Source organism: Acinetobacter lwoffii (genome assembly GCF_024129115.1).
Taxonomy (GTDB): Bacteria; Pseudomonadota; Gammaproteobacteria; order Pseudomonadales; family Moraxellaceae; genus Acinetobacter; species Acinetobacter lwoffii_T.
Genome location: NZ_JAMXXO010000013.1, coordinates 26,420 through 38,681, shown reverse-complemented (window position 1 = coordinate 38,681; position 12,262 = coordinate 26,420). Strand labels below are relative to the sequence as shown.

13 protein-coding genes and 1 pseudogene are annotated in these 12,262 nt (G+C 40.2%); 11 read left to right on the top strand and 3 right to left on the bottom strand.

Going from position 1 to position 12,262, the window contains the following annotated elements; translation table 11 throughout:
• Nucleotides 1-309 precede the first annotated feature (309 nt).
• Entirely contained in the window at nt 310-978 is a 669-nt protein-coding gene (locus tag NI470_RS10585) for a GntR family transcriptional regulator (protein ID WP_100328880.1), read from the bottom strand.
• A gap of 137 nt (nt 979-1,115) precedes the next feature.
• Between NI470_RS10585 and madL the strand changes: the two genes are divergently transcribed.
• The 9 genes from madL (at nt 1,116) to NI470_RS10540 (ending at nt 8,388) form a co-directional block, all read left to right on the top strand.
• Entirely contained in the window at nt 1,116-1,517 is a 402-nt protein-coding gene (gene madL / locus NI470_RS10580) for a malonate transporter subunit MadL (RefSeq protein ID WP_253148355.1), read from the top strand.
• A gap of 63 nt (nt 1,518-1,580) precedes the next feature.
• The gene (madM, locus tag NI470_RS10575; protein ID WP_005107671.1) at nt 1,581-2,342 is read left to right on the top strand and encodes a malonate transporter subunit MadM; all 762 of its coding nucleotides are present in this window, start codon (nt 1,581-1,583) and stop codon (nt 2,340-2,342) included.
• Nucleotides 2,343-2,363: 21 nt separating this feature from the next.
• A complete protein-coding gene (mdcA, locus tag NI470_RS10570) occupies nt 2,364-4,019 on the top strand; it encodes a malonate decarboxylase subunit alpha (protein ID WP_074383152.1) in 1,656 nt (551 codons plus the stop codon).
• A gap of 5 nt (nt 4,020-4,024) precedes the next feature.
• Nucleotides 4,025-4,333: a malonate decarboxylase acyl carrier protein gene (gene mdcC, locus NI470_RS10565; protein ID WP_005107668.1), complete on the top strand. Its 309-nt coding sequence runs from the start codon at nt 4,025-4,027 to the stop codon at nt 4,331-4,333.
• 3 nt (nt 4,334-4,336) lie between these two features.
• Complete coding sequence (locus tag NI470_RS10560; RefSeq protein ID WP_151836151.1) at nt 4,337-5,224, top strand: biotin-independent malonate decarboxylase subunit beta; 888 nt, start codon at nt 4,337-4,339, stop codon at nt 5,222-5,224.
• Between the two features lie 4 nt (nt 5,225-5,228).
• Nucleotides 5,229-5,945, top strand: a complete 717-nt coding sequence (gene mdcE, locus NI470_RS10555; protein WP_151836150.1) for a biotin-independent malonate decarboxylase subunit gamma — start codon at nt 5,229-5,231, stop codon at nt 5,943-5,945.
• Nucleotides 5,946-5,956: 11 nt separating this feature from the next.
• Nucleotides 5,957-6,637 (top strand): malonate decarboxylase holo-[acyl-carrier-protein] synthase, encoded by a 681-nt coding sequence (gene mdcG / locus NI470_RS10550; RefSeq protein WP_253148356.1) that lies wholly within the window; start codon nt 5,957-5,959, stop codon nt 6,635-6,637.
• Nucleotides 6,615-7,493, top strand: coding sequence for a triphosphoribosyl-dephospho-CoA synthase MdcB (gene mdcB / locus NI470_RS10545; RefSeq protein ID WP_253148357.1), 879 nt, complete (start codon nt 6,615-6,617; stop codon nt 7,491-7,493). Before mdcG ends, mdcB begins: the two co-directional genes overlap by 23 nt.
• A 46-nt stretch (nt 7,494-7,539) precedes the next feature.
• A complete protein-coding gene (locus tag NI470_RS10540; RefSeq protein ID WP_253148358.1) occupies nt 7,540-8,388 on the top strand; it encodes an acyltransferase domain-containing protein in 849 nt (282 codons plus the stop codon).
• Between the two features lie 77 nt (nt 8,389-8,465).
• Here the strand turns inward: NI470_RS10540 and NI470_RS10535 are convergent, their stop codons facing one another.
• A complete protein-coding gene (locus tag NI470_RS10535) occupies nt 8,466-9,200 on the bottom strand; it encodes a Fic family protein (protein WP_075168122.1) in 735 nt (244 codons plus the stop codon).
• A gap of 117 nt (nt 9,201-9,317) precedes the next feature.
• On the opposite strand from NI470_RS10535, the gene NI470_RS15785 reads away from it, so the two are divergent.
• The gene (locus NI470_RS15785; protein ID WP_276532974.1) at nt 9,318-9,452 is read left to right on the top strand and encodes a metal-sensitive transcriptional regulator; all 135 of its coding nucleotides are present in this window, start codon (nt 9,318-9,320) and stop codon (nt 9,450-9,452) included.
• 99 nt (nt 9,453-9,551) lie between these two features.
• Here the strand turns inward: NI470_RS15785 and NI470_RS10530 are convergent, their stop codons facing one another.
• Nucleotides 9,552-11,297, bottom strand: coding sequence for a hypothetical protein (locus NI470_RS10530; protein ID WP_253148359.1), 1,746 nt, complete (start codon nt 11,295-11,297; stop codon nt 9,552-9,554).
• 220 nt (nt 11,298-11,517) lie between these two features.
• Here NI470_RS10530 and NI470_RS10525 point away from each other — a divergent pair.
• A pseudogene (locus tag NI470_RS10525) lies at nt 11,518-12,021 on the top strand (Fic family protein); the annotation flags it as partial.
• Nucleotides 12,022-12,262 lie beyond the last annotated feature (241 nt).

Sequence of the window (12,262 nt, the reverse complement as noted above, 5' to 3'; positions counted from 1 at the left end):
TTTAAACCAGTTAGATGCTGATCAATATACTGAGTTTTTGAATGAGCGTCGTAAGCTCATGGCACAAAAAATTAAGGAATTTTATAAAGGTCTATAATTCTTATAGAAGAGAATAGGCTGTGCATGAAGCACAGCCTATTCTCTTTCTGAGGGTTGATGGGTAAATATGGGTAATAGATGGTGGGTAATATTGTTTTAACTTCATGTTTAAATTAAATTTTCAATATGAGTTGTTTTGTCACCATCTCAGAAGAGAGGCGGCATAAATATTATTACTAGAAAATCCAAATCTGATGCCGCCATAGATATCTATAATTTTAAATGCTCTAAGGTTGAAATAAAGTCGGTAAATTTCTCACCTTGAATCACGACATGTGCTTTCAGTAAAGCCTCGGCTTCTTGTTCATTGCCTGCAAAAATGGCCTCTAAGATTTCACTATGCTCTGTAAAGGAATGATTCATTCGATGGTTGACGCGGAGTTGTAGGCGACGGTACGGGTGCAAACGTTTGTGTAAAGTGCAGGCTTGTTCAATTAAAAAGGCATTATGACTAGCTTTATAAATGGCAAAGTGAAATAAACGGTTGGCCTCATAATAATTTTCTGAGTCGTTCTGATTTAAATAGTCCTGACATAACTGATGTAAGTGCTTTAATTCTTGCTTTTCTTCAGGTTGAATACGTCGTGCAGCCAGTCGTCCACACATGGCTTCTAATTCAGCCATCACTTCGAACATTTCACAAAGGGTGAGTGAGTTAATGGCTGGAATAATTGCGCCACGACGTGGGCGAATTTCAACCAAACCTTCAGCGGCCAATAGCTTTAATGCCTCACGGATCGGGGTGCGTGAGGCACCGTAGCGTTCACACAGCTCTTGTTCATCCAGCTTAGTCCCAGGCAGGAAAAAACCATAAATAATATCATCCTCTAACTTTTTACTAATTTGAATAGAAAGAGGAAGTTCCGCAATTGAAGTCATACATCACCAAAAAATTGTATACAATATATATTTATTTGAGTACAAAGCATTGTACACTGGATACAGATAAGCTATAACTATACCAAATTATAAGTCAGATTATTAGAAGTGCTGCATGATCCAGGGAGGATTCAGCAATGATTATTTACGGAACAGCCATACTGGCAGTCTGCCATTTACTTGGTGTTTATCTAGGCAATGCCCTCGGGATTGCACTCGGTGTCCAAGCAAATGTAGGTGGTGTGGCAATCGCCATGATTTTATTAATTCTATCGAAAGAACTATTAGCTAAACGTGGACACTTACCTCAAGTGACTCAATTTGGTGTGCTGTACTGGTCAGGTATGTATATCCCGATTGTAGTTGCAATGTCGGCAGGCCAAAACGTAGTTGCTGCTATGTCAGGCGGGATGTTGGGCCTGATTGTTTCGGTTGCGTCTTTGATTGGCACCGTCTTGGTGATTCGTTGGTTGAATAAATCCAGTGGCGATTATGAAAGCTATGAATGGGCGGTAGAGCCGACTGAAAAAGCCGCTTAAGGACAAGAGTGTTGTCATAACACGAAATAACAATCAGCTGTACGGTTGCAAGGAAGAAACGCAATGGAAGAAATAATTACGGTTTTTACCAAAAATGCCCTCGTCGCGGCGCTCGCAGTGACTGGTTTGATGATGTATGTATCGCATCTTTTGTCGAAATATCTCACCAAAGGCAAATTACAAAGCTCAGCCATCGCCATCACCATGGGGCTGGTCTTGGCCTATTTTGCAGGAATTTATACTCAAGGTGAAAAGGGCATTTCAGATATCGCCATTTTCTCAGGTTTTGCTTTACTCGGTGGCGCCATGATTCGTGACTTGGCCATTGCCTCAACGGCGTTTGAAGTTGATGTCAAAGAAGTGAAAAAAGCAGGAAAAGTGGGTTTGATCGCGCTTGGACTGGGCTGTGTAATTCCATTTTTGATTGGTGCACTGGTGGCATGGTTGATGGGCTATAAAGACCCCGTTTCAATGACTACAATTGGTGCAGGTGCAATGACTTATATCGTTGGACCAGTGACAGGTTCAGCCATTGGTGCGAGCTCAGAAGTGATTGCCTTATCAATTGCAATTGGTCTGATTAAAGCAGTATTTTTCATGGTGGGAACCCCTCTGTTTGCGAAATTCATGTATCTGAAAAGTCCACGTTCTGCCATGGTTTTTGGTGGAATGGCAGGATCGACCAGTGGTACAGCAGCAGGCTTGGCAGGAACCGATGTGCGTTTGGTGCCATATGGTGCATTGGTCGCAACTTTTTATACCGGTCTTGGTTGTTTACTTGGTCCGTCAGTTTTTTTTCTTACAATCAATGCCATCTTCGGCTAAGCACAGCATAAAGGTGACTCCATGAACCAAATGGTTAAGACGCGCTTATGGGATAAGCAGCGCACCCGTAGACAAGAAAAACTGAATCTTGCCAAAGAAAAAGGGTTTGTAAAACAAGTTGAGCATGCTCGGGTGATTGAACTTTTGGAAACCGTGATTTCCAGTAGTGATCGCGTTTGCTTAGAAGGTAATAATCAAAAGCAGGCTGATTTCCTGTCAAAGAGTTTAAGTCAATGTAATCCAGAGGTCATTCATGACTTACATATCGTGCAGTCGGTATTGGCTTTACCCAGTCATATTGATGTGTTTGAAAAGGGCATTGCCTCTAAAGTCGATTTTTCCTTCGCAGGTCCTCAAAGTCTGCGTCTAGCACAATTGGTACAGCAGCAAAAAATTAGTATTGGTTCAATCCATACTTATCTAGAGCTGTATGGACGTTACTTTATTGATCTGACACCAAATGTCTGTTTGATTACGGCACATGCGGCCGATCGTGAAGGTAACCTTTATACAGGTGCCAATACTGAAGATACACCTGCAATTATTGAAGCAACTGCATTTAAAAGCGGTATTGTGATTGTACAGGTGAACGAAATTGTAGATAAGTTACCGCGTGTCGATGTACCCGCTGACTGGGTCGATTTTTATATCGAAAGTCCTAAGTACAACTATATAGAACCGTTGTTCACACGCGATCCTGCACAAATTACCGAAGTACAAATCTTAATGGCAATGATGGTCATTAAGGGAATATATGCACCTTATAAAATTCAGCGATTAAATCATGGCATTGGTTTTGACACTGCTGCGATTGAATTACTACTACCTACCTATGCAGCCTCCTTAGGATTAAAAGGACAGATCTGTACCAATTGGGCATTAAATCCACATCCGACTTTGATTCCAGCCATTGAAAGTGGATTTGTTGATTCGATTCATAGCTTCGGTTCTGAAGTAGGGATGGAAGACTATATTAAAGAACGTTCAGATGTTTTCTTTACAGGCAGTGATGGCAGCATGCGTTCCAATCGAGCCTTTAGCCAGACTGCAGGTCTATATGCCTGTGACTTATTTATTGGTTCAACTTTACAAATCGATTTACAAGGCAACAGTTCAACCGCAACAGTGGACCGAATTTCTGGTTTTGGCGGTGCACCAAATATGGGTTCCGATCCCCATGGGCGTCGTCATGCCAGTTATGCATATACCAAAGCTGGCCGTGAAGCGGTGGATGGCAAAATGATCAAAGGCCGTAAATTGGTAGTGCAGATGGTCGAAACCTACCGTGAACATATGCATCCTGTATTTGTAGAAGAGTTAGATGCGTGGCAGTTGCAGGAAAAAATGGAGAGCGAACTCCCGCCAATCATGATTTATGGCGAAGACGTAACCCATATTGTGACAGAAGAAGGCATTGCCAACTTACTTTTATGTCGTACACCTGAAGAACGTGAACAAGCGATTCGTGGTGTGGCAGGTTATACACCCGTAGGTATACAACGTGATGAGGCCAAAGTGAAAGAGTTACGCCAGCGCGGCATTATTCAACATCCAGAAGATTTGGATATCGATCCAACACAGGTCAGTCGTGATTTGTTGGCGGCAAAATCAGTAAAAGATTTAGTTAAATGGTCGGGTGGTTTATATAGTCCCCCGAGTCGCTTTAGAAACTGGTGATCGACATGGAAAAGTTAAAATTTGAATTGCAATCAGCACCGCTAAGTGCTCAACAAGCAGCTGTCATTTGTGGTGTAGTAGGATCTGGAAATTTAGAAGTCTTAGTTTCACAGCATGATCAGGCGGATATTTGTCAGATTGAAGTCACTACTTCAGCTGTTGGTTTTCAACATGTTTGGCAGTCAGTATTGAATGAGTTTGCACAACGTCATGCAGTGGCAGGGCTTAAATTTCAGTTAAATGATATGGGGGCGACTCCAGCGGTGGTAAACCTGCGCTTAAGCCAAGCAATATCTATGTTTAAGGGAGTATAGAACATGGATCAAATGATGCTCAAAAACAGTTTTTATGAAAAAACCGCACGTGCGCGTATTCAAGCGGTCGTCGATACTCAGAGTTTTAATGAAATCTTAAAGCCAACTGAGGTTGAAGTCAGCCCACATCTCTCTGCTTTGGATATCCCGGGAAGTTTTGATGATGGCGTGATTATTGGTACAGCGCGTTTGAATGGAACACCAGTGCATATTATGGCGCAAGAAGGCCAGTTTATGGGCGGTGCTGTGGGTGAAATCCACGGGGCGAAAATTGTCGGTCTCTTGCATAAAGCTATTCAAGATCAGGCACAAGCAGTACTGTTTTTTGTCGACTCAGGCGGCGTGCGTCTGCATGAAGCCAATGCTGGTCTTATCGCAATTTCCGAAATTATGCGTGCCATGTTGCAGGTACGAAATGCGGGGATTCCGATTATTACTGTGATTGGTGGCACCTGTGGCGCTTTCGGTGGTATGGGTATTAGCGCTTGTTTGAGCAGTACCATCATCATGACCGAAGAAGGGCGTTTGGCGCTATCTGGCCCAGAAGTGATTGAAACGGTCAAAGGCGTAGAAGAGTTTGACTCGAAAGATCGTGCATTGGTTTGGCGTGTTACAGGCGGTAAACATCGTTATTTGCTGAATCACGTACAGGCTTTGGTTGAGGATGATATTGCCGACATTCGTGATGCAATTTTAACGCATCTCGACGCTAAGGTCGCTTCTTTAGACTTAGAACAATTATTGCAACAGCAACAACAACTTGAACAGCAGTACCAAAACTGGTTCGGTAAAAATGATGGTCTACAAATTTGGCACGAGATGGGAATTTCCCAGCCAGAAAAGATTCCAATGCTCTCGGCCCATGAAGTTGTATTGTTAAAGCAAGGATGAGCTCATGAATACAGAATTACTTTTACAACAGTTGTTTCCTCATCAACTGGATTATCAGATCGAAGGTTATGTGATTAAGGGTAGTGCGCAGACGGACGCAGGTCCGGTGCGGATTCTCGGCACAGTCAATGCAGCACCCATTAATCAACAGATTGCCATGGAACTGGCAGGTGAAATCTTACAGCTGGTACAGCAGAAGCAACAGACACCTGTGGTGTTTATTGTGGATACTCAAGGTCAAGATCTTTCCCGTGCAGACGAGTTACTGTGCTTAAATCGTACCTTTGCCCATTTGGCATCTTGTGTTGACTTACTGCGTAGAAGTGGACATGCCAACCTTGCGATTATTTTTGGCCAAGCCGTAAGTGGTGGATTCTTGTCCTATGGACTAATGGCAAACGAAGTCTATGCACTCAGTGATTCTCAAGTGAAAGTCATGGACTTAAACGCGATGGCACGGGTGACAAAAATTCCTGCCGATAAGTTAAAAGAACTTTCACAAAGTTCAGCTATTTTTGCTCCCGGTGCGGAAAACTTTTACAAGATGGGTGCAATCAATGCCATTTGGCCAGATTTGGAGACCGATTGGGTTAGCCAAGTGTTGTTAAATCAACAACAACATATTGAATTTTATCTTGTAGATCAGCGTCGTATAGTTGGGCAACAGCGTCAAGGACGCGTGTTGTGTAATCACGTAATCGAGAAAGTCGTTCATAGTTAAGGAAAGCAGATATGGATCGTCATGACTTCGCTTATCTGCGTGATTCAGCCACTTTACAATTTTTGGATGTTTCTTTACCTGAAACAGTGAAACTGAAAGTGTCTCAATTGCTGAGCCAAAATGTTCCAATGACTGTTTGCCGGCAGGAAGGGCTGGATGCGGGACAGGTGAAGTTGGCGATCAACTGTTTGGTGGAAGGTTATAAATATCGTGTGGCCTGTTGGGTCGCAGAATACAATATTGAACAGATCACTCGACCGCTTTCCCTACGGGCCTTGTTAAAAGCTGACTTACAGATCTTCCAGCGTGAGATCCTAAGTGATTTTGCAGACAAGCTAGAACAACGAGGCTGTGAAGTATATGTCTATGGCTCTTATGCCTACCAAGCTCTTACGCGGGAGGCCTATGTCAGACCGGTTTCAGATTTAGATATGCTGTTATATCCACAGCATCAAAATGATGTGCCGGAAATTTTACAGTTAATACAGCAAGTCCAGACACAGAGTTCAGTTCATTTAGACGGCGAGATTCAAATCCATCCAGACTGGCATGTGTCTTTTAATGAGTTAATTACAGTTTTTCCTGCAATGAAACAGCAAGTGATTGTAAAAGGAATTCAGCATGTGGATATGCTGAGATTAGAACAACTATTTGAAGGGAATCTTGAATATGCAGATGCTAGCATCAGGTGAAGTTTTACGTCCGAATATTATCAGTACTGCTGAACGCTTAGACCATCTGGCTTGTATGGCACTATTGGATGAAGCTAGCTTAGAACATAAGCCCGGTTTGGTTTGTCCAAGTTCGCAGGGCAGTCATAGTGATATGGACTTTAGCTTATTCCAATCCAGTGTCGATGCTTTACAAGGCTATTTTCAGGCGCAATGTTTAAATGGCTATCGCAATGTTGAATTAGAAAAGATTCGGCAGTGTGGCATTTTAGCTGAACAAAAAATGATGAGTGCAACAAGACAGATTAATACGCATAAAGGTGCGATTTTTAATTTGGGTTTTGCCAGTGCTGCAGCAGGACAGTGTTTAGCAGCCAACAGTCAGTTAAACGCAGGCTCAATCAGTCAAAAAATTCAAAATACTTGGCGTCATGATCTATTAAATCATTTGCAACGTGACCCGAATAGTCATGGACAACGTATGCGTCGCCAATATGGCATCACAGGCGCGATTGAAGAAGTAGCTTCAGGTTTTAAAACAGTGATGGAGGTCGCTCTACCAGCATATATCAACATTTATGCCAAAACAGCCAATATCCAACAGGCTTCAATTCAAAGCCTATTCAGCCTTATGGCCTATGTACAAGATACCAATATTGTTTGGCGCGGCGGTTTATCGTCCTTATATCTTGTGCAGGATATAGCAAAACAGTTTTTAGCAAGGGGTGGTGTACTACAACAGCACTGGGCAAAAGATGTGTCTAAAATAGAGAATTATTTTGTTCAACATCGTTTAAGTCCAGGTGGTAGTGCAGATTTATTGGGAGTAACGTTGTTCTTGCTAAAGGTAGAAAATGAATTTCGCAATCATATTTAGTGGTCAAGGACTTCAGAACTTAGCGCATGTGCATGAGCTCCGAAGCATGGCGAAAGAACTGAAAGTAGTAGATGAATTAAAACTGTATTTGCCGAAGCTATTTTGTTCAGATTTGACCGAAGTTGATCTGTATCCGAATGAGTTCGCGCAGCCTTTTATTTTTGCTTTGCAATGGTGTCGTTGGCAAAAGTTAAAACCTGAGATTGAGGACCTTATGAGCTTCTCAGGTTATTCACTCGGAGAGTTAAGTGCACTCATTTGTGCAACGCAGATAAGTTTGGAACAAGGCTTGTATTTAGCCCAGCAGCGTGCCTCGTTGATGTCTTCAGCTGCCCAGGACGCAAGTGGCTTAATGGCTGTCCAGGGAATTAATTTCAATACGCTTCAAGAGTTGTTGACAGAAACGTCAACCGCACTTTCTATTAAACTGAGTGATAGTAGTTTTGTCGTGGGGGGGGCTGATACGAATTTACAGCAGCTGGCTCAGCAACTCGAATTGCGAGGAACACGTTTTGTTAAACGGTTGAATGTTACCATTGCATCGCATACCGTATGGATGGATGCTGCAGTACAGCCGTATCAGCAGGTTTTACAGCAACAAGACTTTGCTCATTTATGCACGGCCATGATCAGCGGTTCGGGTGGACATAAGTTTTTTAAGACCACAGATGCAGTTAATGCGCTGATTCACCAAATGAATCATGCTATTGACTGGGATGCCTGTTTAACAGTAATACAAGAAAACCAGCCTGATGTAGTATTAGAAATTGGGCCGGGCAGTGCCTTGAGTAAAATGCTATTAGAACGCAATCCAAATTGTCTCGTGCGTGCAGTGGATGATTTTAAAAGTTGGTCTGGGTTCCAGGTATGGTTAGACAAACAGTCCAGGATGTAATTTAGAAAATGTGAAGATTAATTATGGATAGGTCTTTGTCTTGCAAATATATTTGAAATATTTATTTGGCCAAATCCTTAATTTAAATTCAAAATTACTTGATAGGGTTTAAATCCTTCGATTACTGCATCCGAAACCAATTGAATAAAAGCTTCGGTCTTCCCATATGCCATCCACTGATCCAAAGCCTCATAGTAAGCCAAGCGATTTTCTACAGTGATAACACAAGGCGGATAGCCAGCTTTTAATAATTCAAGATTCATCAATAGACGTGATGTACGCCCATTGCCATCAATGAATGGATGAATGCCAACAAAATCAGCATGTACTTTGGCTGCACGTTCAATTGGATGCAGCTTATGCGCTTCACTATTATACCAGTCTACTAATTGAGTCATCTTGTCATTTAATAATGTGTAATCAGGCGGGGTAGACGTAGCACCTGATATCAGAACGTTTTGCTGACGATAACGTCCAGCATTATCATCATCAATATTCTTTAAGATAAGCTGATGGATATTACGAATTTGCCACTCAGAAAAAGGCTCCTCTTTCCGAATGATATCTTCAACATAGTAAATTGCATTTCTATGGTTGATCGCTTCGAAGTGTTCTCTTAATGCCTTTCCACCAACAGTAATACCTTCGAGTACTACTTTTGTTTCTAGCAGGGTGAGGGTATTACCTTCAATTGCATTTGAATGATAGGTCCAACGGACAATAAGATCTTCTTGTAAATTTTTTACAATTGATGGAGAAAGAGGGCGATGTTGATCTAATTTTTTCTTTAAATCATCAATAGTTTCAAACATAACCTTATCCCTGAATTTGTCTTAGTCGATAATACATGAAAAAAGAAATATCAGAAATGTAGTGATATATCATTACATTTTATTGATTATAAATGGTTACATGTGTCTAGAATTTTGGTGGCTATTCAGGGTGGACTGCTCAATGGTCTTATGAATGAGTTAATAGAACAGTATTTAAAGACTCATGTGCTAGAAGGTGGATATAATCAAGAAGAATTAGAAAAATTCTTGGAAATATTAAAAAAAGTATAGTTAATTTTTTTTCTAATTCCTTATACATTATTGAGAAAAATCTATTGATTGGGTAACCACTAACTTTGTTAGCTACTCAGGTTGCTAATTGAACAGGCTCTAAGTCTTCTGTGAAATTCCCCAGCTTTTCGCAGACAGCATAAATTCATAGTTTAAAGCCAAGAGCATGCTCTGCATATTGAAGCTATTACGCTCTTCAGGCAGTTGTAACAGCAGCGGTAAACGTGTCACCCCATTTTCACCATTGGCAAAGGCATAATGGCGCATTTTGGAGTCCACCGGAATTAAATTTTTTGCTTCTAAATACACACTTACCTGAGTGGTCTGTTTTTGAAGAGCAATAATTCTGAGATAGCAACGATCTCGAACATCAATAATATTCTGTTTTAATTCATTGATCTTAAATTCATGATTTTCAGGCTTTTTAAAGAGCCGTTTAATGAAACTGGCATTTTGTTTATTTTGCGTTTCGCGTTCTAATTGGCGTATGTGTTGTTGGATCTGACGAGTTTGCTCAATCGCATCATTGAGCAATTCTCTCATTTCCTGAGTGGGTGCTGAAACCTCTCGCACATGTTGCTGATAGTGAAACTCATCATGAAAGAGCACAAAAATTTGTGCTCGTCGCTGTTCCAATAATTTTAAATATGCAATTAACCGATATTTAAACAGGCGTGCATGGGGATTAAACTGCAGAATCGGCTCCTGCGATAAAATTTCAAGTTGATGTAGAAATTCATTGATTAATCTTAAAATATTTAAATAACAAAACTCTAATTCATCAGTATGTTGAACGCTGTTTTTTAATCCTTTTAGGAAAGGTTCGAGAATATTTAAGGATAAATCTTTCTCTAAAATTTCTAGATGTTCTTTGACCAAATGCTCGATGGAAAAACTTTGGATATTTAAGATTTCTTTCAAACTCGGGATGAGCCGTTGATGGTTATACTCGTGTAGCGATTCAACTAGCTCTACAATATGTGGATTCATTTGGCTCTGAATGCCAATAATTCGGGTCATGAGCTGTTTGAAATTTTCAAAATAATTTGGTTGATTAAGCTGTTGCGGATCCAGAACCAAACCACTGATATAGAACCGGTCCTTTTTACCAAAGCTTTCTTCGGTTAAAAAGCGGCGAATTGAATAAGCGGAAATTAAACTGTCATAAGAGCTGCTCAGGACAAAATAATATTGAAAGGTTTTGATAATTTCAAAATCACGCACCTGTTGTTCACTAATAAAATAATCCTGAAAAATGGTCAGTTCCTGATCGGCATATTCACTCGGTAAAATATGGGCAAACCAGCTTCCCAAAATTTCACTTTTCATGAAGACTTCAAAGATAAAGGTACGGACTTGCTCAATATTCAAGTGACGGTGATTTTCAGAAACAGAAAAATTTAATTCTCGAATGATGAGGGCTGTATCATACAGAAATGCTTTTTTGATCAGTTGTTGTGCTTGAATGTCTTTTGGATTGTCCAAATCGATTTGATTGATCTCACGAACAATAGTTTCTAAGTAATCGGCAATCTGGAAGTCAGTTTGATAGCTTTGTAGATAGCTAAAGGTTGTATTAATTCTGTGCGCAAGTTGTAGTAACTCGGAATTTTGCGTGTTGAGCTGAAGTTCTTTGAGGCTGATATGGCCTTTAAACTCAAAAGTTTGGTTCAGGTAATTCCACGATATATTTTTTGCTTTTAGATACTGGTCTTCTATTTTTTGATGTAGTGCTTGTGGTGTCTTAGATAGAATAGAATCCAGTTGTTGCTGCCAATGTTTATCAAGAATAGGGTCGATTTGTTTTAACTGTACCCTAAGATGATAAGGAATATATGTCTGCATGGAGATCTAAAACCATTGTAGTGAATTCAAACTTTTAATGAGAAAAAGCTATGTGATTTATATCACAAAAACAAATATAAGTTAGCCCTATTGCATGAAAATACTCTGTGTAAGTTGTATATTTTGTTAGCCAGAGTGGGCTGAAACCATGTTGCGGTGAAAATGTTTTGGACTATAAATTTGATTGAATGTCCAAGATGAATGGAGAAGGCTACAACTTGAGCATTCATTAATTCAGAGTTCGGTATTTCATTATGAGTTTGAGTTTATACACCCATTTGCTGATGGCAATGGGCGGATGGGGCGTTTATGGCAAACTTTAATCTTAAGCCAGTGGAATCCAATTTTTCTCAATATCCCTGTAGAAAGCTTGATTTATCAAAACGAAAAAGCTTATTACAATGCATTGCAAGCGAGCACAGATCATTCAGATTCTGCACCTTTTATAGAGTTTATTTTGCAGATGATTCTAGATGCAATACTCAGTTCTGATGCCAGCGATCAAGATACCGCTCAAGCTAGCGTACAAGTTAGCGATCAAGTTAAACGTCTCATCCAGAATATGGAGCAGAAGGAATATAGCTTAACTGAGCTGATGGCTCTATTAGAATTGTCCCACCGAGCAACATTTCAAAAAAATTATTTAACTCCAGCATTAGAAGCAGGTGTGGTTGAACGCACCCTGCCTGATAAGCCTAAAAGTCCTAAGCAAAATACAAATTAAAAATTGAGTCATAATGAGGTTAAGGTTATTGTTAATATCATAATGAGTTAATTGCAATGCTATAACGTTGCATTTATTTTAAGTATAATTTTCTGTTATAATGCCGTACGCCATTTCAAATCCTGAATTAGGATTTGAACAAGATTTTAAAGTTATTCAATGCACTAAATCTAAATTGGGTCAAAATTGGGTCAATGAATATTTATATTTGTAAAATTGTATTTAAAATGAATGAGTTAGG